Genomic DNA, 22,140 nt, shown 5'->3' on the forward strand with positions numbered 1-22,140 from the left:
CGCCGCCGTCCGGCCCCGCGCCGGAGGGGGAGACCGCGCGGCGGCGGGCCGCGGCGGCGTGGGCGTCACGGCTCACGCCGTCCGCCTCCTGAAGAGAAGCCCCGAAGCCCCCGCCGAGACCGCCAGGATTCCCGCACACCAGGCCAGCGCCACCCACGGCGTGGTTCCCACCGGCTGCCCGAGCAGCAGCCCCCGGAGGGTCTCGATCACCTGGGTCACCGGCTGATGGGCCGCGAAGCCCTGGAGCCAGCCGGGCATCGTGTCGGTCGGGACGAAGGCGCTGCTGGGGTAGGGGAGGAAGCTGACGAAGAAGGTGAAGCCGCCCGCCGCTTCGGAGGACTTGACGAAGAGGCCGATCGCGGCCGACAGCCAGGACAGGGCGAGGATGTAGGCCAGGAGGACGGCCGCCGCCGCCAGCCAGCCCGAGAGGGTGGCCGAGGGGCGGAAGCCGATGGCGAAGGCCAGGCAGAGGACCAGGGTGGTGGCCAGTGAGTTGCGGGCCGCCGATGCCAGCACGTGGCCGGTGAGGATCGGGGTGCCGCCGATGTCCAGGGAGCGGAAGCGGTCGATGATGCCGCTCTTGAGGTCCTCCGTCACCGCCATCGCCGTGTTGGCCGAGCCGAAGCCCGCGCAGAGGAGGAGGACACCGGGGACGACGTAGGTGACGTACCGCGTGCCGGTGTCGATCGCGCCGCCGAAGAAGTAGACGAAGATCAGCAGCATCATCACCGGCAGGGCCATCGAGGTGATGAGGGCGTCGATGTTGCGGCGGCTCAGGCGCAGCGAGCGGCCGGTCATGATCAGGGCGTCAGACATGGGCGGGCTCCGCGGCGGGGGACCGGGTGAGTGCGAGGAAGACGTCGTCGAGGGTCGCCGTGTGGACGGAGAAGCGCGAGACGGTGGTGCGGGTGGGGTCCAACTCGTCCAGCAGGGCGCGGATGTGGGCGGCCGAGCCGTCGGTGGGGATGCCCAGGGTGCGGGTGTCGGGATCGGTGTGGGTGGCCCGGGACGCCAGGCGCAGGAAGCTCGCCGAGTCGGCGAGGACCAGGTCGAGGCGGTGGCCCGCGACGCGTCGCTTCAGCTCGGCCGAGGTGCCCTCGGCGGCCAGGACGCCCTTGTGGAGTACCGCGATGCGATCCGCCAACTGGTCGGCCTCTTCCAGGTACTGGGTGGTCAGGAAGACCGTGGTGCCTTGGGCGGACAGTTCGCGTACGACGTCCCAGAGGGCGGCGCGGCTGCGTGGGTCCAGGCCCGTGGTCGGCTCGTCGAGGAAGATCACCTCGGGGTCGCCGACCAGGGATGCGGCCAGGTCCAGGCGGCGGCGCATGCCTCCGGAGTACGTCTTCACGAGGCGGTCGGCCGCGCCGGTGAGGTCGAAGCGGTCGAGGAGTTCCGCCGCCCTGGCGCGCGCGGCCGGGCGGCCGCGGCCCGCCAGGCGGGTCATCATGCGCAGGTTCTCGGTGCCCGTCTGCATCTCGTCGACCGCCGCGAACTGACCGGTCAGGCTGATCGCCCGGCGGACCCTGGAGCGCGCGGTGCGGATGTCGTGCCCGGCCACCCGGGCCGTGCCCGCGTCGGCGGTCGAGAGCGTGGCCAGGATGCGTACGGCGGTGGTCTTGCCCGCCCCGTTGGGGCCGAGCAGGGCGTGGACGGCGCCACGCGGGACGGTGAGGTCCACGCCGCGCAGGACCTGGAGGTCACCGTAGGACTTGGTCAGGCCGGTGGCCTCGATGGCCGGGTGCGTATATGCGTCGGACGGGTGCGGGTCGGACGGGTGCTCTGGCATCGCCCCTCATCTCTGTGTCTCTGTGTCTCTGTCGCCAGTCAACTGCGTAACCCTTACGCATTACTGTGTAAGGGTTACGCAGAAATAGGATGTGCGTCAAGCCGGGGTCGAGGACCGGAGGGCGACCGGGGTGACGAGGGAGGCGTACGTGGCGGACACGGAGAGCGGGACGGGGCTGCCCGTGAGCCTCGAAGTGGCCTGGGGCTTGCGCGAACGCCCCGCGAAGGGGCCGCGGCCCGGGCTGAGTCTCGACCGGATCGTGGACACGGCCGTGTGGATCGCGGCCGCCGAGGGGCTCGGCGCGGTGTCCATGGGGCGGATCGCCAAGGAACTCGGCGTCTCGCCCATGTCGCTCTACCGCTATGTCGGCGCCAAGGACGAGCTCTATGTGCTGATGCTGGAGGCGGCCGTGGGCGTGCCGCCCGAGGGGCCGCCGTCCGGGTCGGGGTGGCGCGAGTGCCTCGCGTGGTGGGCGCGGGCGCAGCGGGCGGTCTTCCGCCGGAACCTGTGGGTGCTGCGCATCCCGACCTCGGGACCGCCCATCGGCCCCAACTCCCTGGCCTGGATGGAGGCGGCGCTCGCGGGGCTGGACGGCACCGGCCTGCGCGAGGAGGAGAAGCTCTCCGTGCTGATGCTGGTGGGCGGCTACGTACGGAACGAATCCGTACTGACGTCCGACCTGGAGGCCGGGATGCGGGCGAGCGGGGTCGGGCCCGACGAGTCTCTGCGGCGTTACACGGCGGCGCTCGGGGCGCTCACCGACGCCGAGCGGCACCCCGCCATCGCGCGGCTCCTCGGCTCGGGCGTGTTCGAGCACGGGGACGAGGGCGACACCGACTTCGACTTCGACTTCGGGCTCGACCGGGTGCTCGACGGCATCGAGGTCCTGGTCGAGTCGCGACGCTGAAGCCGGCCTCCCCGCGTCCCTGAGAACACGACCTCTTCCCCTACAACTCAGGTATCACCCAACACTGTTGTGTCATTCCCAGGGTGGAGGGAGGCGCGGCCCGGCGAGGGATCCGCATGCATGGCCGCTTCCTGAATGATCTTTCCTGTCCGAACATGTGACCGGAAGGATCGATTTCGTGCGCAGACGACGTCTCCTGCCCCTGTTAGCCGTGAGTGTCACGGCAACGCTGGCTCCCGCACTCGCCACCTCGACGGCCACCGCCGCTCCGTCGGCCTCCCCGTCGGCCGTCTCCCGCTCGACCGCCTCCTCGTCCGCCGCCGAGGGCGCGCTGGACCGGTATGTGAAGCAGAAGCCGAAGTGGAAGCGGTGCGACGCCGACGCTCCCGCGAAGTTCCAGTGCGCCACCATCAAGGTCCCGCTGGACTACCGGGCCCCCGGCGGCAAGCGGATCGACCTGGCCATATCCCGGCTCAAGAGCACCGCGCCCGACAAGCGCCACGGTGTCCTGTTCTCCAACCCCGGTGGCCCCGGGGGCTCGGGGCTCTACATGCCGCTGGGGATCCAGGAGATGCTCCCCAAAGCCACACAGCGGAAGTACGACCTCATCGGCTTCGACCCGCGCGGTGTGGGACGGAGCAGCCCGGTCTCCTGCGGTCTGAAGCCGAAGGAGGAGGACTGGCTGCGGCCCTACAAGAAGGCGACGTTCGCCAAGGACGTCGCCTGGGCACGCGGCGTCGCGAACAAGTGCGAGAAGAAAGCGGGCGCCACGCTCCGGCACATCACCACGCGCAACACCGCGCGTGACATGGATCTGATCCGGGCGATCCTCGGTGAGAAGAAGATCTCGTACCTGGGTTACTCGTACGGCACCTACCTCGGCGCCGTCTACACCCAGCTCTTCCCGGGCCGGGCCGACCGGTTCGTGCTGGACAGCGCGGTCGAACCGGCGCGGGCCTGGCGAGGGATGATCCAGTGGTGGGCGGAGGGTGCCGAGCCCGCGTTCGACCGGTGGACCGAGTGGGCCGCCGCGCGTTCGGCGACCTACGGCCTCGGTGACACCCCGAAGAAGGTCGACCGGACCTTCTGGGACCTGGTCGCGCGGGCCGAGAAGAAGCCCATCGAGGTGGAGGGGCAGCCGACCACCGGTGATGACATCCGGATCGGTATGCGCGGGGCGGTCTTCAGCCCGGAGTACGCCTCCGAGGCAATGGTGGAGCTGAAGAAGGCCGCGGCCGGCAAGCCCGCCTCCGCGAAGAAGCTCGCGGTGTTCGCCGGCTCCGCGGGGACCGGGACGGCAGGCGCCGCCGGCGGTGGCGCCGAGGTGCCGTCCGACAACTCGATGGCGAGCTTCTGGGCCGTGGTGTGCGGCGACAACTCGGCCGCGTGGTCCCGCGATCCTGAGAGCTACCGACGGGATGCCATCGCGGACAAGCGCCGGTATCCCCTCTTCGGTGACTTCGCGTCCAGCATCAAACCCTGTGCGTTCTGGGACAAGTCCGTGGAACCGGCGACCAGGGTGAACAACAAGGTCGGCTCCCTGGTCGTCCAGAACGAGTGGGACTCGCAGACCCCGCTGCCCAGCGGTCAGGCCCTGCACGCCGACCTGAAGGGCTCGAAGATGGTCACCGTCCTCGGCGGCGAGGGCCACGGCGTCTACCCGAACGGCAACGCCTGCTCGGACGGCGCGGTCAACGGCTACCTGCTCGCCGGAAAGCTCCCGGCGAAGGACGTGACCTGCGAGGCGACGACCGGCTCGAACGCGGAGGCACGGGAGAACCAGAAGCGGGACATGCTCCCCGGTTCTCCGCTCCCGGAGCGTGCCCCGGGCCGTTTCTGAGCCCGGTGGCATGACCCCTTGCCCGGCATGACCCATAGAAGATGGGGCGGACCTCCTGGCGAGGTCCGCCCCATCGCGCGTTGCCGACGCCGACGCCGACGCCGACGCCGACGCCGACGCCGACGCCGACGCCGACGCCGGAGTCGGAGTCGGAGTCGGAGAGGTCGGTGCGGGGGCGGCGCGGGCGAGCCTCCGGTCATCCCCCGCGCAGCGGGCGGCCCGCGACCGCGTCGTCCGGCCAGTCCCTCGACGCCCGCCACAGGAGTACGTCGTCGGCCGGGCGGGTGGCGGAGAGCTGTTCCAGCTCCTGGCGCATGCGTTCGGCGACTTCCGGGTCCGGTAGGGCGAGGGGATCGGTCAGCTGCCATACCGCGTGCAGCAGACGGCGTACGCGCGCGTGAAGGGCCGGGTCCGGGCGGCCGAGTGCCACCGTGCCCCGGTCGTCCGGGCCGTCCGCAGAGGGGGCCGACGCGATGAAGACCAGCGACTTCAGCCAGGTGCGGGGGTCCGCCTCGCGGAACGTGGCGCTGAGGTGGGTGATGGCGAAGTCGGGCTTGCCGAGGGCGAGTTCGTGGTGGGCGCGGTGGAGGGGGCGGGTGCTGCCGTAGTGGGTGGCGAGCGCGCGGTGGGTGTCCCGCCAAGCAGTGCGGCCCGGGCGGTCGCCGTTCCCGTGGCGGAGTCGCAGCAACAGCAGGGTCCGGAGGAACGGGTCGCCCACGAAGTGGTCGGGGGCGGGGGCGTGACCTTCCGCCGCCAGGCGGTCTTCCAGCGCCCGTACGCCCGACGCGCCGAAGCCGACCGGGAGTTGGGACTCGGCGAGGGCGACGGCCGAGTCGTGGTCGTGGGCGATGGCGAGGACGGTCAGCTCGTCGAGGTGGTCCCCGTCCGGGAGGAGACGGTCCAGTATCACCTCGTAGGCGGGGCGTCCGGCGTGGTCGGCGAGCAGCAGGTCGGCCGGGCCGGTGAGCCCTCGGGGGAGGTTCCGGCGCGCCGATTCGGCCATGAGCGACGTGCCGAGGGGGTTGCCGCCGGTCAACCGGTGGGCGGAGGAGGGGAATTGGGGTGGGATCGGCTGTCCGGGGCCGCAGGCCGCCTCCATGACCTGCCGCGTCTCGTCGGGGGACAGCGGCGGCAACGACACCAGCAGGGCGTGCGACGACGGCGTACCGCCCGGCGCCCAGCCGCTGGTCCCTGTCACCTCCGGCAGGGTGTGGCGGGCCGCGTACCGCAGCGCCGGGTGACTCTGCCCCCGCAGCCCGGCGAAGAACGTCACCTGGTCGGCCCTGCCGTCGGCCCGGCCCCGCAGCACTGACTCCAGCAGCCGCCGCCCCGCCGCCTCCTGCACGTTGTCCAGCAGGATCACCGGCCGTCCGGTCCGCTGCGTACGCGGTACGACCCCCGCGTACGCGTCGTCCAGGTCCGTGAGCAGCGCCTGTACGAGCTGGTGCTCGGCGTGGGTCCGGGCGTCGCCGCCCGCCCTGAAGTGCCGGGAGAGGAGGACCAGGCCGCGCTTCGGGTTCCCGGCCGCGTTCGGGTGGTCGCGGTACCAGACGGCGCCCCGGCGCAGCCGCCGGTGCGAGGACGACATCCCCTCGCTGAACGCCTCCAGCGCGGCCTCGATGATCGCCTCGACCACGGGCCCCTGATCCGACATCGACGACACCAACCGGGCCACGGCCTTCCCCACCCACCGTCCCGCCAGCCAGCCGCCCGTGTCGCTCAGCAACAGGACCCGCTCGGCCTCCGCGCAGATCCGTGACAGGCCGCGATCCCCCCAGCCACCGGCCGCGACGGCGAGCAGCCCGCACGCCAGCCGGGGGAACGTGATCCGCCCGGCACCGTCCACAGGCTCCCCGAGCTGCTCCGCGATCACCGCCAGCGCCTCGTACGCGGGCGACCAGGACGCCGGGGGGCGGCCCGGGGGAGGCCGGTCGAACCGCGCCTCCTCGCCGTCGATCAGCGCGACGGGAGCACGACCCCGGTACGCCGCCCGCAGCTCCCGCAGCATCGTGCTCTTGCCGAGGCCTCGCGCTCCGGCCAGCACCACGAAGGGGGGTCCCTCCGGGGGTTGGTGGGCGGTGGGTATGTCGAAGAGGGCGTGGGTCTGCGCTGTTGCCGTTGTCATAGCTGTTGTGGGTATCAACAGCTGGGGAAGGAAGGGCAGTTGCTTCGGAGTAGGGGTGAAGCTGCCCGCTCGCTTACGACTCCGACCGAACGGCCCCTATGAAGGAGAGCCAGGCGGAGCGGTTGATGACCAGTACGGGGCCGTCAGGGTTCTTGCTGTCACGGACGGGGACGAGTCCGGGGAAACCGGGGGCTACTTCGATGCAGTCGCCGCCGTTGTCGCCGCTGTGGCTGCTCTTGATCCAGGTCGCCGTGCTCAGCTCGTACCTGTCCATGATGCTCGTACCCCTCCATCACGTCGCTGATCAGGGCGGCGGACTCGCGGGCTGACGGGATGTCGGCCCTGAGCACATCATAGGTTCGGCTATAACGGGCGTAAGCCGTCGGTTCGTTGTTGAAGTGGCTGTGGTCCATCGATTCGGAGTAGAGCCACCGCTCGTCGGGCAGCTCGATCAGGGACATGGACTGCCTGGGGCGGAAGATCCCGAAGAGGTCGGCCGGAGCCACCTGGATACGGATGTTGGGGCGCCGCCCGACACTCAACAGGTGCGCGCACTGGTCGCGCATGATGTCCGGGCTCCCTACCGCAGTGCGGAGACAACTCTCGTCCAGGACCACGACGTACAGCGGGCCATCGTCGGACAGGAAGCGGGGCTGGCGGCTCATCCGGGCCCGGACGCGCTCCTCCACCTCGTCGCCCGAGGTGGCCCGGGAGAAGAGCGCACGAGCGTAGTCCTCCGTCTGCAACAGGCCGGGGACGACACGCTCTTGGTACTGCCGCAAACCGACCGCCACTGCCTCCATCTCCACCCGGCGCTCGAACCAGTCCGGATGCTGAACGGCCGGATACCAATCCACCTTGGCCCAGATCCGGGCCAACACCCCACCCGTGTCCAACACTCCGTCGCACCGCTTCGCGAACTGCTCGCTCGGAACCCTCGTCCCCGCCTCGATCTTCGCCACCTGCGACCGGTCGCACGGGATCTCCCTCGCCAGCGCCTCCTGCGTCAACAGGGCCGCCTCGCGGTAGTGCCGCAGGACCTCGCCGAACAGCACCGAACTCCCGGTCCCGCCGGCCCCCTCCGCGTTCCGCCGCGTCATGACGTCCCCCTCGTGCTGTCCGTGGCAAAGGTCCAGTGCCACGCGTACCGCGTTGATTGCGACCGTTCCCCTCGGCGACGCTGTGTACACCCAGAGTGACGAAACAGGGCTGTGGAGTGCGTGTGGAACCAGAGGGGCAGCTTGTCTACGATCCGCGGACGCGGCGCGTGGGGGAGTACCGGGACAAGGTCGGGCCGTACGCGATGTTGCGCCCGGTGGGGGGCGGCCGGGAGTGGGAGGCGGACCCGGAGACGCTGCGGCCGGCGACTGCGGCGGAGCGGATCGGGGCACAGGTGAAAGCGGTCAACCGTCGGTCGAAGAGGAGGGTGTGAAGGTGCGTCAGAGATACGAGAGTGATCTCGGTCGCCCGCCTGTTCCCGTGCCCGGCTGTGCGACGTGCGCCGGGTTGGCCGTACGGCGCGACGAGGCGCGGGCCCGGTACGACGGGAGCGCGGAGACCGACGCGAACGTGCTGCTGCGTCACCATCAGCGACGGGAGCACGCCGGAGCCGCCCGCCCGCGCCGTGTGTTCCGGTATGTGCCGTACGTCATCGCGCAGGACGCGACGGCGGAGCCGGAGTACGAGGCGCGGTGTGTGTCGGGCGACGAGACGGAGTGCGGCGCGGAGTCGGGCGTGCGGAGTGATCCGGCGGCCGTGGAGGAGTGGCAGCGCAGGCACACACAGGAGACGCGGCATCCGCGCTATCGGCGGAGCTTCGGGGACTACTCGGTGCTGGAGCCGCTGGAGGAGGTCCCGCTGTGAGGCGGTCTTATGTGGAATCGAGCGGGAACCATTGAGGACCTGTCCAGGCGATCAGGTGACTGCCCTGCGGCCGGATCGTTGCAGGCGGTACCCAGCCCTCGTCCGACCGCCACAACCAGCGGAGGGCATCGGGGAGCAGGACCCCACCGTGGTTGGGGCTGTGGCCGCCATCGCCCAGGACGAGGCGGAAGTCGTAGCCGGCTTCTGCGAGAGCAGCCGCGACGCGCAAGTTGTGGGCGAGCCAATTCCACTCGGGCTCGTTCCGGCGCAGGTCACGATGGCCAGCCTGCATGAAAATGCGCAGCGGCTTGCGGGGAACGCTGGGAATGAGCCCGGGGTAAGGGTTGCCTCCTGGCATCTGCGTGAAGCTGGACAAATACCCGATGACTCGGCGGAACTTGTCAGTGCTCGCCGGTGGTGGCAGTTCACAGCCAACATCGGTCGAGCACCACATGCTGGACCGACCATCGCGTCGTCCGTCGAAGGCTCAGCCTCGGACCGAGACGGGTTTGGCTAACGCAGCCGTCCAACAGCGCCTGGTCGCGGTCAGGTCCTTCCACGAGTACCTGGTGCAGGACGGCCTGCGCGAACAGAACCCGGTCCGCCGAGGGCAGGCAGGCCGTAGCGGCCGCAGACCCCGCCAGGGTCTCGTACGGCATATCGAGCAAGCTCCCTGGATCCCCAACGAGGATGTCTGGCAGCGGATCCTGGCCGCATGCACAGCGGAATCGCTGCGCAATCGGCTGAGGGTCACGCTCGCCTACGACGGTGCTCTGCGACGCGAAGAGCTCGTCCAGCTCGACGTCGAGGACTTCGAGCCCGCGCACCGTCTGATCCATCTGTGGGCGGAGGCCACCAAGTCCCAGAGGGCCCGGGAGGTGGCCTTCGGCACCACCTCGTCGCAGCTGTTCGCGGCCTTTCTCCGCGAACGTCGCACGCTGTCCGGCCGCATCGACGGGCCGCTGTTCCGGTCGACGTCGAACCGTAACTGGGTTGCCCCGCTGGGCGCTTCCAGCTGGTCGAAGACCGTCGAAGGCATCGCTCGACGTGCCGGGGCGCCCAACAGCCCGGTTTGACCGTCACCACGCACTCACTGCAGTGCGCGTTCCAAAGCACCCTGATGATCGGAAACCCACTGATACGCCCTCTGAACTTCTCTCACCACCCCGGCATCACGAAGCCGGACCATGGCGCCGTCACCCGCATCGGCCTCGGCCTCGATGCCCCGCCAGCACCGGTCCTGCCACCACAAGACCGTGGACACAAGACGTTGCCGCTCCGACAACTCGTAGCTGTCAGCAATCAGCCTCATACGCCAGGCCGCCTCCCCAACGTCGACCACGGCAGGGCCGAGGCCGAGGTACTGCCAGCAGACATGAGCGACGTCATGGATCCGGGCGCCCGGCGCCGCCAGATCCCAGTCAATGAACGCCACCGGTCGAAGCGCGCCACTGACCAGCCGATAGACCGTGTTCTTGGGCGACAGGTCGTTGTGACAAACGACCTCGTGCTCTCCAGCCAGTGCAGTGCCGACCGTCAGGTCGTGAAACTCACGCACCAGCCGGGCGACCGCTACCAGACTCTCGTCCGACGACACAGCAGCAGGCTGTCGCTGCTCCCACGCCACATGCCCATCAAGGTAACTGAGCACTTCGCGACCCGTATCGTCCACACCGAGATACCGCGGAGCCCCGCCCCAGCCACCGGCTTCGAGCAACCTCAGCAGATCACCCACGAACCTCGTGCGAGCAGAGGCGGGACGGCGCACCGTGTCCCCGACACGAACAACCGCATTGACGAAACCTCCCGGCAAGGACGACTCAGGCACCCCTCCACCCTGCCCAGTCGTTACCTCGAATTCTCAATAACCTGTCGACGAGCGCGAGGCCCTCGAAGGAGACCGCGAAGCGGTCACCACCCTTGCCGAACGTCTCGTGGACACCCCCACCGCCGCCGGCCCCACTCTCAGGGACCTCACTCCCAGGGACCTCGGAACGACCGGGGCCTTCGTCCCACTGACCCAACTCATGAGCACCGTTCCCGCGCAGAAGCCGGGGCGGCACGACAAGCGAGATATCGATCGAAAACCGCCTGGCTATCAGGAGTGAAGGTCCACAGCTGCAGAGCCCGCCGCAGCTCGGGCTCAGTCAGCCACCCGTGCCAGGCCACCTCCTCCGGATCAGGGGCGACGATCTCCGGAAGCACGGCGTCACAGACCGCGAGCCAGTGAGGGCTGAGCCCACCCCGGTTGAGGAACTTGAACCGAAGGCACGCTGTCGCCCGCACTCCCAGCTCCTCGCTGAGCTCGCGGGCAGCTGCCTGCTCATAGGACTCGCCGACTCCCGCAGCACCCCCGACTCCGAGTTCGTAGTGCCCTGGGAAACGGGACAGGTGCTCGGCCCGCCGATGGACGAGAAAACGGCCTTGCCTGTCGCGGCACACCACCACGCCAACCCGGTGCAGCCAGCCCTCCCGAACGGCGTCCCCCCGACTGACTACCCCCAGCACACGGTCCTGAGCGTCAACACGTTCCACGAGTTCATCCACGCCGCACACGATCGCAGGCACTACTGACATCCGCCCGGAATGACCGGACCGTCACACAGTCAGCGACCCCTCAGACCAGCCTCGCCCCACCGAACGAAGGATCACGACCCTGTCTCAATTCTCAATAATTTACCCGGAGTCGGCGCTAGGGGCGGCTCGGGAGGTCCGGGCCCAGGGCGTCGCGGACGGCGGTCAGGATGGCCTCGGTGTCGGCGCCCAGGGCTCGGGCGGACGAGGTGAAGTCACGGGCGAGCGTGGCGAGTTGGACGGCGTGCGGGCGGGCCGGGCCGGTGGGGGGCGCCGCCACCCGGGTGCCCGCGCCCCGGCGGGTGCGGATCAGTTCGCCGGCCTCCAGCTCACGGTAGGCGCGGGCGACGGTGCCCGGTGCCAGCCCGAGGTCCGTGGCCAGCTGGCGCACGGTCGGCAGCCGGTCGCCCTCGGCCAGCCGCCCGGTGACGATCAGCGCGGCGAGCTGCGCGCGGATCTGCTCGTACGGCGGGACCTGGCTGGTGGTGTCGACGCGGACGGCGGCCTCACTCATCGTCGGAGGACCCCTCTGCCGCCGCCTCGTCGTCGACGGCCCGCGGTGCCACCACGGTGACCAGGGACCAGATGGCGGTGAACAGGTTCAGCAGGGCCAGCGGGTAGAACACCCAGAAGGTGAGCACGCCCAGCGCACCGGCGCAGCCCGTCTCCGTCAGCGCGAGGGAGACCATCAGCACGGCGTACAGCTGCTGGCTCGACACCAGCAGGCCCCAGGCGCCGGTGACCGCCCACGCGCGGTCGCGGCGCTGCTGCTCCTCGCCCGGACCGTGGGCGATGCGGCGCAGGGCCCAGACGCAGGTGGGGGTGGCTATGGCGAGCGCGCCGAACATCGGGAGGGTGTAGTACAGGCCGGGCCAGGGGCCGGTGGTCGCCCGCATCCCGTTGCAGGTGAGGGTGAGGACCTTCCCCGTGCTGAAGATCCGGTCGGGGTCGACGGAGGCCGTGGCGGCCGTGATCACCAGCAGGACGACGAGGGAGACCCCCTGAAGGGCGATCAGGGGGCCCATGTGCGGCGGCACATGATCTCTGACCAGGCGCGGGGCGAGACTCGCGGTGCGCACCGCCTCCTGGGGGCGCAGGGTCAGGGCGTCGGCGAGCAGGACACCGGCCACCGCGCACAGGCCGAAGGCCGTGAGGCAGAACACGACGCGCTGCTCGAACTCGACGTCCCCCAGCGTGGACAGGGCCTGCGCGACCACGAGGCCGATGGCCAGACCGGACCAGCGGGCGTAGTGGTCGGCGTGGTCGAGCAACCGGTGCTGGAGCGGGGCGGTGTCGAGCATGCGGAGATCCCCCCGGATCATCTTGTATCAAGCGGTGAGTACAAGATGCCGTGGCCCGGATCTTGTGTCAAATGTTCGATACAAGGTGACGCGAGGGGAAGACGGGTTCCGTGGCGAAGGGGTTCCCGTGGTGAGGCGGTTCCCTGGCGCGGCGGTTCCGTGGTGAGGCGGTTCTCGTGGCGAGGCGGAGGGGGGAGAGGTGTTCGGTCGGCGGCGATCGGCCGGTTGACGGTGATCGGTCAGTCGACGGTGATCGAGTCCAGCTGTGCCCGGAGGTAGACGTGCGAGTCCACCGGAGGGTGTGCCACCCGCCCGACCGGCGCGGGCACGGACTCGACGACCGTGCCCGGGGTGCATTCGCCGAAGTAGACCAGCGACATCAGCTCCTCGGCGGGTTCGTCGGCCGGGGGCGGCAGCACGCGGTGGCGGCCGGAACGCCAGCGGTCGCCGGTCCAACGGGCCATCAGGTCACCGATGTTGATGGTGAAGGCGGCGGGGTCGTACGGGGCGTCCTCCCAGCCGCCCTCGTCCGTGTACACCTGGAGCCCGCCCTTCCCGGCCTGCCGGTCGAGGATCGTGACCGTGCCGAAGTCGGTGTGCGGGCCGATCCGGAACTGGCCCGGCTCCGGGTCGCCGACGACCTCCGTCCCCGGGTACCAGTTGATGTTGAAGCCGTAGGTGGGGTGGCTCATGTGCCGGGAGAAGAAGTCCGGCTCCAGGCCGAGGGCCTCGCCGAGGAGGGTGAGCAGCAGGTTCTCCAGCTCGCCCATCCGCGCCAGGTACTCCTCGCAGAGCGCCCGCAGCTCCGGCACCTCCGTCGGCCACACGTTCGGCGCGTACCACTCCGCGTTCACCACCGGGTCGGCGAACGGCTCGTGCGTCGCGAACGTCAGCGACTCCTTGAGATCCGGCGGAGTCTGAGTCCCCTCCGCGTACCCGTTCGCCTCGGCCCCCGGCCCGAGCCACCCCCGTCCCCCGACCTTCACCTCGTACACCTGTTTGGCCTCGACGGGGAGCACGAAGAAGGCGCGGGCGGCCTCCCGGATACGTGTCCGCAGGGCCGGGTCGACACCGTGGCCGGTGACGAGGAGGAATCCGGCGCTCTGGAGCGCCTCGTCGACGGTACGGGCGATACGGGCCCGGGCCTCGGGGCCGCCGTCGAGCCAGGGGCGCAGGTCGATGGTGGGGATGCGGGGCCTACTCAGCGATGTCACCGATGTCACCGATGTCCTCGTTCCACAGGGCCGGGTTGTTCGTGATGAAGTCACGCATGAGGGACACACACTCCGGGTCGTCCAGCACCAGGATCTCCACACCGTGCTCGGCGAGCCAGTCGTGCCCGCCGTGGAAGGTCGTGGCCTCCCCGACCACCACCCGCGAGATCCCGAACTGCCGCACCAGCCCGGAGCAGTACCAGCACGGCGACAGCGTCGTCACCATCGTCGTACCCCGATACGTCCGCTGCCGCCCCGCCGCGCGGAACGCCGCCGTCTCGGCGTGCAGGGCGGGGTCGTCGTCCTGGACTCGGCGGTTGTGGCCGCGCCCCAGGAGGGTGCCGTCCGGGCCGTAGAGGGCGGCGCCGATCGGGATACCGCCCTCGGCGAGGCCGGCACGGGCCTCCTCGACGGCGGTGGCCAGCCAGGCGCGTGCCTGTGCGTCGGCCTGGGGCGGTGACTGTGACTGGTTCATGAGCTCACTCTGCCCCCGAACCGGCGGGCCTACAGTCGGCGGGCCTGCTGACTGTGGCCTGAGCCGTGGCCGGAGCAGTGCCCTCCAAACGTGGCCCGAGCCGGGCCGGTCTGGAACACTCCGGCACAGAGCCGGGCCAGGGTCGGCAGCCGGCCGGAGGGGCCGTTCGCCCTCGCCCGAGCATCGGTTGAACCACGCCTGCGGCCAGGGTGTTCTGCCGACGTATCACTAGGCAGGGGTGTGGCTGTGGTCGAAGACCGGGTGGAGCGGGCGCTGCGGACCCAGGCTCGGACGATGTTCGCGCGGCGGCCGTGGAGCACGGCGGTGCGCAGGGTCTTCCCCCAGGTGACGCCCGGTGGCTGAGGCTGCCTTCGCCGGTCAGGGCGGGAGGAGGGTGCCCAGGGGGCCGAGGTCCAGGTTGAGGTCTTCGAGGGTGAGGCCGTAGCGGTCGCAGAGTTCGTTCATGCGGTCGTGGAGGATCATCAGGGTCATGCCCAGGCGCTCTTCCTGGTCCTCGGTGAGGCCGCCGTGGTCGACGCGGTGGAGGGCCTGGCGTTCCATCAGTTGGCGGAGCAGTTCGACGATGGTGAGGACCAGGCGGACGAGGTCGCGTTCCACGGTGTCGGGGTCGGTGTGCAGGCGGCGGGCCACGGTTCCCGTTCCGGCTCGGCCCGTGGGCGGCGGGGTGATCTCCTCCGGCCGCGCGGGGAGCAGGGAGAACGCGCGGGTCGCGGCTTCGGTGACCTCGCGGAGGCGGTCGGCGTGGGGGCCGCCGTCAGACCGGGGGGTCGTCATCGGTGCCACCTCCTTCCCGGGGCGTCCGCTCGGGTTCGGGGTGTGTCTGCTCGGGTTCGGGGGGCGTCCGCTCGGGTTCGGGGGGTGTCTGCTCGGCTTCGAGGGACGTCCGTTCGGGTTCGAGGGACGTCCGCTCGGGCAGGGCCAGTGCCCACTGGTCGTCCATCTGTTCGCGGACGGCGACGATCACCGCGCGCAGTGACACCCGGACCAGGTCGATGTCCGCGACGCTCAGGATGAGGTCCCCGGTCAGGACGACGCCGCCGCTCAGCAGGCGGTCGAGCAGGTCGATCAGCGCCACCTGCCGCCCGCTGATCGGGCGGTCGTAGTCGTCGTACCTGCCGTCGTACCCGTCGTACCCGTCGTACCTGCCGTAACCGTCGTTGTCGCCGTGGGAGTGGGCGGTGTCGCGGTCGCCGTGCACGCTCATCGTCGGCGAAGCCCTCCTCAACCCCAGTCGTTCCGTTCTCGTCAGTCGGTTCCGGTCGTCCAGTTCCGGTCGTCGTCCTCAGCCCCGGTCGTCGTCTTCCTCGTCGTCCACCGCCGCCTTGCGCCGCTTGCGTCGCGGCTCCTCCGCACGGCGTTCCTCACGTGGCGCCGCCTCGCGGGTCCTCCGCTCGGCGGGGCGGGGACGGGGGCGGCGGCGCTCGGGCGAGCCGGTCGCGGCGGGCGCGGACAGTTCCGGCGGGGGCTCCTCGACGCGTTGCCGCAGCTCCTCCACCTCGGCGCGCAGACGCTCGTTCTCGTCGGCGAGGGAGCGCCGGTCGGTGGGGCGGGACGCGCGGGAGGAGAGGGCGGGGTCGTGCTCCCACCAGTCGATGCCGATCTCCTTCGCCTTGTCGACCGAGGCCACCAGAAGGCGCAGTTTGATCGTGAGCAGCTCGATGTCAAGCAGGTTGATCTTGATGTCGCCGACGATGACGATGCCCTTGTCGAGCACCCGTTCAAGGATGTCGGCGAGGTTCGCGCTGGAGCCCTGACCGCCGCCGTACGGATAGGGGTTCCGCGACGGTGAGGGAACGGGGGAGGCTGACTGGGTCACGGCTCACTCGACCTCCTCGACCTCGGCTTCCTCCGCCCCTCGTCCGCCTCCTCGACCTCGGGTTCTTCGTCCTCTTCGTCCTCGTACCCGCCCTCGGGTTCCTGGTCCTCGTCGTCCTCGTACTCGTCGGTGTCCTCTCCCTCCTCCCCTTCGCCCTCCTCGTCGTCGTTCTCGGCCTCGGCCTCGGGTTCCTCGTCCTCGTCGTACCGGTCCTCCGCGCCCTCCGCGCCGTCCTCCTCTTCCTCCTCTTCCTCCTCGTCCCGCGCCTCGTCGGCCTCCTCGGGCTCCTGGAGCTCTCCGTCGCGGATCTCGCCGCGCCAGCCCCCGGTGGCCTCGCCGCGCATCATGACGAACGTGCGGTAGAGCTTCAGGTCGAGGCGGACACGACGGCCCTGGGACCGGAACAGGCCTCCCACCTTCTCGAAGAGTCCCTTGGGGAAGTACTCGAGGACGAGCAGCACCTTGGTGAGGTTCTCCCCGAGCGGATGGAAGGTGACGACGCCCCTGGTCGTCCCCTTGTCGCCCTCGGACGTCCAGGCGATGCGCTCGTCGGGCACCTGTTCCGTGGTGGTGCCGCGCCAGCGACGGTTGGACTTGGCGACCTTGACGTGCCACTGGGTCGTGACCTCGTCCTTCTGCTCGACGCCGACCACACCCTTGGCGAACCGCTGGAATTCCTCGTACTGCGTCCACTGGTTGTACGCCTCGCGCACCGGGACACCCACGTCGACGTCCTCGATGATGGCGAACCCCTTGCCGCTGCCGCCCGAGGGATCCTTGCGTTGCCCCTTGCCGACGGCCTCCTTCGCCTTTTCGGTGACGTCCTTGGCCTTGTCGGTGACGGCGTCCTTCGCCTTGCCCGCGGCGCCCTTCGTCTTGTCCGCCAGCGCGTCCTTGGCATGGGTCGCGGTCGACGTCAGTGTCCCCGCGCTCATGTCGCTCAGCTTGCGCGCACCGTCGCCCAGCCCGTGCCCCACGTTCTGGAGCATCACCGACATCCGGGCCTCGATGTACTCCTCCAGCTCTTCCTTCAGCCGGCTCGTGCCCCCGTTCACACCGGCACCCTCCTCACCCGTCCTGCTGAGGGTGCCGGTACCGGCCGGGCCGCCTTTCTCCGTTCTGCCCTCAGCCATCGTCCTGCCTCCTCGACCGTGAGCCGGAGCCGCTCTTGGCGCGGCTCGCCGCAGCGGTCTTCTTCTTCGGGCGCGGGGCGCTCTTCCGGGCCGTGGACCCGCCGCGCTGAGCCGTCGAGCGTCCGCCGCCGCGGCGCGCCGTGGTCCCCGCGCCGGTCTTCCCGGCCGGGCTCTTCCGCCTCTGTGCGGGCTTCTCGTCCTCTTCCGGACCTTCCTCCTCGTCTCCCCCTTCGTCTTCCTCCTCGTCTCCCTCCTCGACTTCCTCTTCGGGGACTTCCTCCTCGTCCTCGTCGACCTCGTCCTCGACCTCGGCCTCAGCCTCAGCCTCGTCTTCGTCCTGGTCGCCCTTCCCCTCGGCCCGCTCCCGCAGCCCCGCGGTGCGTTCGTGCAGGGTTCCGGCCAGGCTGTCGGCCTTCGCCGTCAGTACGGAGGTCGCCGCGGCCTTGCCGGCGTCCGTCAGCTCGGTGCGCACCCGCTTGGTGATGTCGCCGAGGAACGGGACGTCGAGCGCGTTGCCCAACTGCCCGGGCTTGACCCGGGATCCGGCCAGCAGCGCGCCGAGGCCGAGGGCGAGCTTGGCCTTCTTCGTCCGCCCCAGCAGATAACCGCCGAGGACGGCCGCGCCCATCGTGGCGTTGTTCATGACTCTGCCTCCCTCTGCTGCTGGAGCCGGTAGGCGCTGATCTCCTCCAGCCGGTGCAGCAACTCCTCCTCGCGCCGCGCGAATTCCTCCTCGTCGACCTGCCCTTCGACCCGCGCCTGCTCCAGCTTCACGAGCTCCTCCTGGATGGGCCCCGGGTCGTAGTACTCGTCCTCGGCGACCTGTCGCACCTTGTCGACCACCCACCCGACACCCCGCACCGGAGCGAACGGCAACGTCAGAATCGTCCCGACCAGTCCCACCACAACGCCTCCTCGGGGTGAATCGAGCGGATGGGCCGTCCATCGAGCTGGAAGGGCCGTCCATCGAGCTGAAGGTCCGTCACTTTCGTACGCGGTCATACGAAGTCGTACGCGGTCATGCGAAGTCGTACGCGGTCATGCGAAGTCGTACGCGGTCATACGAAGCTGTACGGCGGCAGCGGCCCGCGCAGCCGCAGCTCCACCCCCTCTCCCAGGGCCTCGGCCAGCTCTCCTCCGGCCTCGGCGAACTCGTCGGACTTCTCGCCGTCCACCAGGAACGAGGCGTTCACGAAGTACTGCTGGGACGGTGGGGTGACCTGCTCGGCCAGGGCGTAGGGCCGCAGTGCGGCGAGGGCCTCCTCACCCAGCGCCTCCTGCCGGCTCTGCACCTCCTGGGCCACGAGTTCGCCAAGGGCGAGGCGGTCCTCGTACGTGCCGCCGCCCTCGCGGATCGCGTCGTTGAGCTCACGGGCCCGCGCGGACTCCGTCAGCACGGCGCGCAGGAGGGTGTCCTCGTCCAGTACGCCCTTGACGTTGAACTCCGCGCGTCCGGTGAGCTCGTCGAGCCGCTGGGAGAACGCCTCGGCCCGCTCCTGGAGCAGCTCTTCCACGGCGGACTCGTCCGGGGCGACGAAGCCGAAGCTCATCGGCAGAATGGCGCCGTCGGCCCACAGCTGTTCCTGGACATCGAGGTGGGCCTCCACGTCCCGGCGGCTGACCGAGAGCACCTCGGGGGCCTCGCTGACGACGGCACTCAGCTCGCCGCTGCTGACGGCGTGCAGTTCGGCGGGGTCCTCTCCGACGCCCTTGACGTGGTCCAGGCCCAGCGGATGTGCCGCCTTGGTGATCGCGTAGACGTACACGGACATCGGCTCGGTCACTCCTCACGGTCTCTGGAGGAACGGCGGCTCGCGCTCCGCTCGGAGCGCACGCGCTGCTTCTCGCGCCCGACGGACCCGCGCTCGTCCTCGTCCCCGCGCCCCTTCTGGAGCGAATCGGTGACGGCCTGGACCGCGCCCGTGAGTGCCCCTTTGCTCTTGCCCCGGGCGCCCGCCTCGGTGGTGTCCCCGACGATGTCCGTCAGCTGGGAGGGGGCCTTGCGCCCCGATTCCAGGTCCAGCCGGTTGCACGCCTCCGCGAAGCGCAGATACGTGTCGACACTGGCCACGACGACCCGGGCGTCGATCTTCAGGATCTCGATGCCCACCAGGGAGACCCGTACGAACGCGTCGATGACCAGCCCCCGGTCGAGGACGAGTTCCAGCACGTCGTACAGGTTTCCCGAGCCACCACCACGGGCGACGCCGGCGCCGCCCTCGCCCTGCGGCACCACAGTCACGATCTCTTCCCTTCCGATGCGGGAAGCCGTACGTCAGGGGCTGCGAGCCGTGGCTCAGACGGCGTTGCCGACTTCTCGGCGGCCGTGGCCGCGTCGGCTCAGCGGTTGCCCCGGTCGACCTGCGCGCGCGTGTACCGGCGTCCGCGCTCGTACGCCAGCAGCTTGCCCGCGGGATCCAGAACGACCCGGTAGCCGGCCATCACACTGGTCGTCTGCGGGACGCGCTCCAGCTCCAGGACCTCGACCTGGGCCTCCCAGCCCTCGTCGGTCGGCTTCAGCGCGGAAACTGACTCGGGAGCGCGGCCCAGCAACTCGGTGAGCTGCTCGATCGCGCTCCGCATGGCCTCGGGCGCGGAGAGGCGTTCCTCGGCGGGCTCCTGCCGCGGGGAACGGCGCTTCTCCGACTCGTGACCGTTCGTCATCATCACCTTCTTACCCTTTGTCCATCATCGACCTCCGGCGCCTCCTATGCCACTCCTGAGCGGGCCCTCGCGTTCACTCCGTCGTCAGGTAGGAGTGCAGGTGGCCCGCTCCCTCCAGCATCGCCGCCGTGCGGGTGGTCAGCGCGGTGCGGCGGGTGGTGATCGCGGAACTCAGGGCCTCGGTGCCGCCCTCCCGGCGGAGGTCTTCGAGGACGGGACGGATGTGGTCGAGGAGGTAGTGGTTGCGGCGGAGGGCGAGGATGAAGCGGGCGTCGCGTACCTCGTCGGGCGCGTAGTGGCGGTAGCCGGTGCCGCGTGCGCGGCGGGGGGAGAGGAGCCCGGCGGCCTCCCAGACGCGGAGCGTGGACGTCCGCACGCCGAGCAGCGCGGCGACCTCGCCGATCAGCAGATCGGGGCCGGGTACGTCGTCCTCGGGCGGCTCCCCGGCCAGCGTCTCCAACGCCTCGCGCGTCGCCCGCAACGACACCCGCTCCGCGTGCAGCGCCGCGTGCGCCGCGTCCACCAACGCCAGCGCACCGGGTACGTCCCCCTCGTGCACGGTCCGCATGATCCGCGTGGCCGCCACCGCCCCGTACCCCTGCGACACCGCCCGGTACGTCAGCAGCGCCCGCCGGTGCGCGTCCCCGAAGACCCGGTACCCCGAGTCCGTACGCGGCACGGGCGGCAGCACCCCGGCCTCCTCGTAGTTGCGGATCTGCTGCGTGGAGACACCCAGGAGGCGGGCCAGGTCGACGGGCCGGAGGCGGGCGGAGGTTCGTTCGAGTGCGGGCATCGGGTCGAAGGCTAGGGCGGTTCGAGGAGCGAGGGGAGGGAGTTTCCGGTCCGAGGAAGGACCGGCCGGCCGAGGACCGGCCGGCCGGGGGCGGCGGTGCCTACGCCTCCCCGCCCCCCACCCGCAGCAACAGCTTCCCCACGCTCTTGCGCGTGCCCATCAGCCGGTGGGCCTCCGCCGCCTCCGCCAGATCGAACTCGGCGGTCACCGGGAGGGACACCACCCCGTCGACGACCGCGGCGAAGGCCCGCTCGGCGAGGGTGCGCAGCTCGGCGGGCGCCGACGTGGCGAGGGCGAGGACGGAGAACCCGGACACGGTCAGACCGAGCGGGTACAGCTCCGGCTGGCCGACGGTCCACGGCCGCTCCCCGCTCGCGTTGCCGAAGGAGACCAGGCGGCCGAACGGGGCGAGGGAGGCGAGCCCGGCGCGGAGCGTGTCGCCGCCGACGGGGTCGAGGACCAGGTCGACGCCACGGCCACCGGTCGCGGCGCGCACCTCGTCCGCGAAGAACCCGGTGTCGGTGCCGGCGAAGACCTCGTCGTAGCCGTGGGCCAGCGCGTGCTTCGCCTTGGCCGCGTCCGACACCACCCCGTACACCGCCGCCGCGCCCGCCGCCTTCGCCAACTGCCCCGCCACGGTGCCGATCCCGCCCGCCGCGCCCTGCACGAGCACCCTCTCCCCGGCCCGCAGCCGCCCCACCGCGTGCACGAGCGCGTACGCCGTCGGCAGCACGGTGGGGAGCGTGGCGCCCGTACGGAGGCCCAGGCCCTCGGGCAGCGGGAACACGGTCACCGCGTCGGCCACCACCACCTCCGCGTACGCGCCCGCGTCCGTCAGCGCGGTCACCTGCTGCCCGACGCTCAGCCCCTCGACGCCCTCGCCGAGCGCGCGCACCCGTCCGGAGACCTCCAGGCCGGGGCGGTAGGGGAGCGCCGGGACCCGGTAGCCCTCGGCGCGGGCCTTCAGGTCGGCGAAGTTCACCCCGGCGTACGCCACATCGACGCTGACCTGCCCGGGGCCGGGCTCGGGAACCTCCGCCTCCACCACCGTCAGGACCTCGGGGTCGCCGTACTCCTGGAACTCGATCGCGCGCATGCCGGACTCCCGCTCGACTGTTCAATGAAAAGCGAACACTCGCGAGTGTATGGTTCTCATCGAACACTTCGCAAGGCGCGGCCACTCTGCAAGGCGCGGGCACTCTGCAAGGCGCGGGCACCCGCGAGGAGTGAAGCCTCCGCGAGGTGCGAGAGTCCTCCGCGAGAGGTGCGACAGGAAAGGGCGGACATGGCGGAACGTGCCGGCCATCGGGCGGCTCCCGAACACACCCACCCCGACGACGTCCCGGTCCTGACCGCCCTCGCGGCCCTCGCCGATCCCGTACGCATCACGCTCGTACGGGAGTTGGCGGGCTCCCCGGTCTGGACGCGCAGCTGCGGCAGCTTCGACGTGCCGGTCGGCAAGGCCGCCCTCAGTCACCACTTCTCGGTGCTCCGCGGTGCCGGACTGGTCGAACAGCGCGACGAGGGCGCCAGGCGCGTCAACCGCCTGCGCCGCGAGGAGTTCGACGCCCGCTTCCCCGGGCTGCTCGCCCTCGTCCTGCGCGAGGACTGAGGTCTCGGCCCCGGCC

General features: G+C 70.7%; 27 protein-coding genes and 1 pseudogene. 6 read left to right on the forward strand and 22 right to left on the reverse strand.

What is annotated here, in order from left to right:
* Positions 1 to 72: 72 nt before the first annotated feature.
* Together OG202_RS28880 and OG202_RS28885 are read right to left on the reverse strand one after the other, a co-directional pair.
* Positions 73 to 816 (reverse strand): ABC transporter permease, encoded by a 744-nt coding sequence (locus OG202_RS28880; protein ID WP_326579140.1) that lies wholly within the window; start codon positions 814 to 816, stop codon positions 73 to 75.
* Positions 809 to 1,786, reverse strand: coding sequence for an ATP-binding cassette domain-containing protein (locus OG202_RS28885; protein WP_327728274.1), 978 nt, complete (start codon positions 1,784 to 1,786; stop codon positions 809 to 811). The genes OG202_RS28880 and OG202_RS28885 overlap by 8 nt, the downstream gene beginning before the upstream one ends.
* Positions 1,787 to 1,934: 148 nt before the next feature.
* On the opposite strand from OG202_RS28885, the gene OG202_RS28890 reads away from it, so the two are divergent.
* Together OG202_RS28890 and OG202_RS28895 are read left to right on the forward strand one after the other, a co-directional pair.
* The gene (locus OG202_RS28890) at positions 1,935 to 2,693 is read left to right on the forward strand and encodes a TetR/AcrR family transcriptional regulator (RefSeq protein WP_327728273.1); all 759 of its coding nucleotides are present in this window, start codon (positions 1,935 to 1,937) and stop codon (positions 2,691 to 2,693) included.
* Between the two features lie 178 nt (positions 2,694 to 2,871).
* Positions 2,872 to 4,533, forward strand: coding sequence for an alpha/beta hydrolase (locus OG202_RS28895; RefSeq protein WP_328223823.1), 1,662 nt, complete (start codon positions 2,872 to 2,874; stop codon positions 4,531 to 4,533).
* 196 nt (positions 4,534 to 4,729) lie between these two features.
* Here the strand turns inward: OG202_RS28895 and OG202_RS28900 are convergent, their stop codons facing one another.
* From OG202_RS28900 to OG202_RS28910, 3 genes are all read right to left on the reverse strand, one after another.
* A complete protein-coding gene (locus OG202_RS28900) occupies positions 4,730 to 6,658 on the reverse strand; it encodes a hypothetical protein (protein ID WP_327728271.1) in 1,929 nt (642 codons plus the stop codon).
* 73 nt (positions 6,659 to 6,731) lie between these two features.
* Complete coding sequence (locus OG202_RS28905; RefSeq protein WP_307835260.1) at positions 6,732 to 6,860, reverse strand: DUF397 domain-containing protein; 129 nt, start codon at positions 6,858 to 6,860, stop codon at positions 6,732 to 6,734.
* Positions 6,817 to 7,758 carry a helix-turn-helix domain-containing protein gene (locus tag OG202_RS28910; RefSeq protein ID WP_326579131.1) on the reverse strand — a complete coding sequence of 314 codons (942 nt, stop codon included), beginning with the start codon at positions 7,756 to 7,758 and terminating at the stop codon, positions 6,817 to 6,819. The genes OG202_RS28905 and OG202_RS28910 overlap by 44 nt, the downstream gene beginning before the upstream one ends.
* Before the next feature lie 334 nt (positions 7,759 to 8,092).
* On the opposite strand from OG202_RS28910, the gene OG202_RS28915 reads away from it, so the two are divergent.
* Both OG202_RS28915 and OG202_RS28920 read left to right on the forward strand, forming a co-directional pair.
* Positions 8,093 to 8,521, forward strand: coding sequence for a DUF7848 domain-containing protein (locus tag OG202_RS28915; protein WP_327728270.1), 429 nt, complete (start codon positions 8,093 to 8,095; stop codon positions 8,519 to 8,521).
* A gap of 509 nt (positions 8,522 to 9,030) precedes the next feature.
* A complete protein-coding gene (locus OG202_RS28920; protein ID WP_328223824.1) occupies positions 9,031 to 9,597 on the forward strand; it encodes a tyrosine-type recombinase/integrase in 567 nt (188 codons plus the stop codon).
* A 14-nt stretch (positions 9,598 to 9,611) separates the two neighbouring features.
* Here the strand turns inward: OG202_RS28920 and OG202_RS28925 are convergent, their stop codons facing one another.
* From OG202_RS28925 to OG202_RS28950, 6 genes are all read right to left on the reverse strand, one after another.
* Entirely contained in the window at positions 9,612 to 10,256 is a 645-nt protein-coding gene (locus OG202_RS28925) for a phosphotransferase (protein WP_328223825.1), read from the reverse strand.
* Positions 10,257 to 10,546: 290 nt separating this feature from the next.
* Positions 10,547 to 11,098: an NUDIX domain-containing protein gene (locus OG202_RS28930; RefSeq protein WP_327728268.1), complete on the reverse strand. Its 552-nt coding sequence runs from the start codon at positions 11,096 to 11,098 to the stop codon at positions 10,547 to 10,549.
* Between the two features lie 115 nt (positions 11,099 to 11,213).
* Entirely contained in the window at positions 11,214 to 11,609 is a 396-nt protein-coding gene (locus OG202_RS28935; protein ID WP_327728267.1) for a GntR family transcriptional regulator, read from the reverse strand.
* Positions 11,602 to 12,396 carry a hypothetical protein gene (locus tag OG202_RS28940; protein WP_328223826.1) on the reverse strand — a complete coding sequence of 265 codons (795 nt, stop codon included), beginning with the start codon at positions 12,394 to 12,396 and terminating at the stop codon, positions 11,602 to 11,604. The genes OG202_RS28935 and OG202_RS28940 overlap by 8 nt, the downstream gene beginning before the upstream one ends.
* 239 nt (positions 12,397 to 12,635) lie before the next feature.
* Positions 12,636 to 13,610 carry an isopenicillin N synthase family dioxygenase gene (locus tag OG202_RS28945; RefSeq protein WP_328223827.1) on the reverse strand — a complete coding sequence of 325 codons (975 nt, stop codon included), beginning with the start codon at positions 13,608 to 13,610 and terminating at the stop codon, positions 12,636 to 12,638.
* Positions 13,594 to 14,085, reverse strand: a complete 492-nt coding sequence (locus OG202_RS28950; RefSeq protein ID WP_327728265.1) for a nucleoside deaminase — start codon at positions 14,083 to 14,085, stop codon at positions 13,594 to 13,596. Before OG202_RS28950 ends, OG202_RS28945 begins: the two co-directional genes overlap by 17 nt.
* A gap of 240 nt (positions 14,086 to 14,325) precedes the next feature.
* Between OG202_RS28950 and OG202_RS28955 the strand changes: the two genes are divergently transcribed.
* A complete protein-coding gene (locus OG202_RS28955; protein WP_327728264.1) occupies positions 14,326 to 14,448 on the forward strand; it encodes a hypothetical protein in 123 nt (40 codons plus the stop codon).
* Between the two features lie 15 nt (positions 14,449 to 14,463).
* Here OG202_RS28955 and OG202_RS28960 read toward each other — a convergent pair whose 3' ends face one another.
* The 11 genes and pseudogenes from OG202_RS28960 to OG202_RS29010 form a co-directional block, all read right to left on the reverse strand.
* The gene (locus OG202_RS28960) at positions 14,464 to 14,880 is read right to left on the reverse strand and encodes a gas vesicle protein K (protein ID WP_326579115.1); all 417 of its coding nucleotides are present in this window, start codon (positions 14,878 to 14,880) and stop codon (positions 14,464 to 14,466) included.
* Positions 14,881 to 15,013: 133 nt separating this feature from the next.
* Positions 15,014 to 15,310, reverse strand: a pseudogene (locus tag OG202_RS46600) (gas vesicle protein); the annotation flags it as partial.
* Between the two features lie 78 nt (positions 15,311 to 15,388).
* Entirely contained in the window at positions 15,389 to 15,922 is a 534-nt protein-coding gene (gene gvpJ / locus OG202_RS28970) for a gas vesicle protein GvpJ (protein WP_326579113.1), read from the reverse strand.
* A complete protein-coding gene (locus OG202_RS28975; protein ID WP_327728263.1) occupies positions 15,919 to 17,055 on the reverse strand; it encodes an SRPBCC family protein in 1,137 nt (378 codons plus the stop codon). Before OG202_RS28975 ends, gvpJ begins: the two co-directional genes overlap by 4 nt.
* Positions 17,048 to 17,698 carry an ABC transporter substrate-binding protein gene (locus tag OG202_RS28980; RefSeq protein WP_328223828.1) on the reverse strand — a complete coding sequence of 217 codons (651 nt, stop codon included), beginning with the start codon at positions 17,696 to 17,698 and terminating at the stop codon, positions 17,048 to 17,050. Before OG202_RS28980 ends, OG202_RS28975 begins: the two co-directional genes overlap by 8 nt.
* Positions 17,695 to 17,961: a gas vesicle protein GvpG gene (locus OG202_RS28985; protein ID WP_405895225.1), complete on the reverse strand. Its 267-nt coding sequence runs from the start codon at positions 17,959 to 17,961 to the stop codon at positions 17,695 to 17,697. The genes OG202_RS28980 and OG202_RS28985 overlap by 4 nt, the downstream gene beginning before the upstream one ends.
* Positions 17,962 to 18,113: 152 nt before the next feature.
* Positions 18,114 to 18,827: a GvpL/GvpF family gas vesicle protein gene (locus OG202_RS28990; protein WP_327728261.1), complete on the reverse strand. Its 714-nt coding sequence runs from the start codon at positions 18,825 to 18,827 to the stop codon at positions 18,114 to 18,116.
* A gap of 8 nt (positions 18,828 to 18,835) precedes the next feature.
* Complete coding sequence (locus tag OG202_RS28995; protein WP_327732141.1) at positions 18,836 to 19,291, reverse strand: gas vesicle structural protein GvpA; 456 nt, start codon at positions 19,289 to 19,291, stop codon at positions 18,836 to 18,838.
* Between the two features lie 104 nt (positions 19,292 to 19,395).
* Positions 19,396 to 19,719 carry a gas vesicle protein GvpO gene (locus OG202_RS29000; RefSeq protein ID WP_326585671.1) on the reverse strand — a complete coding sequence of 108 codons (324 nt, stop codon included), beginning with the start codon at positions 19,717 to 19,719 and terminating at the stop codon, positions 19,396 to 19,398.
* A 73-nt stretch (positions 19,720 to 19,792) separates the two neighbouring features.
* Complete coding sequence (locus OG202_RS29005) at positions 19,793 to 20,512, reverse strand: MerR family transcriptional regulator (protein ID WP_328223829.1); 720 nt, start codon at positions 20,510 to 20,512, stop codon at positions 19,793 to 19,795.
* A 100-nt stretch (positions 20,513 to 20,612) separates the two neighbouring features.
* Positions 20,613 to 21,608, reverse strand: a complete 996-nt coding sequence (locus OG202_RS29010) for a quinone oxidoreductase family protein (RefSeq protein ID WP_326579103.1) — start codon at positions 21,606 to 21,608, stop codon at positions 20,613 to 20,615.
* 189 nt (positions 21,609 to 21,797) lie between these two features.
* On the opposite strand from OG202_RS29010, the gene OG202_RS29015 reads away from it, so the two are divergent.
* Positions 21,798 to 22,124: an ArsR/SmtB family transcription factor gene (locus tag OG202_RS29015; protein WP_327728258.1), complete on the forward strand. Its 327-nt coding sequence runs from the start codon at positions 21,798 to 21,800 to the stop codon at positions 22,122 to 22,124.
* Positions 22,125 to 22,140 lie beyond the last annotated feature (16 nt).

This window comes from Streptomyces sp. NBC_00310 (assembly GCF_036208085.1).
GTDB lineage: Bacteria > Actinomycetota > Actinomycetes > Streptomycetales > Streptomycetaceae > Streptomyces.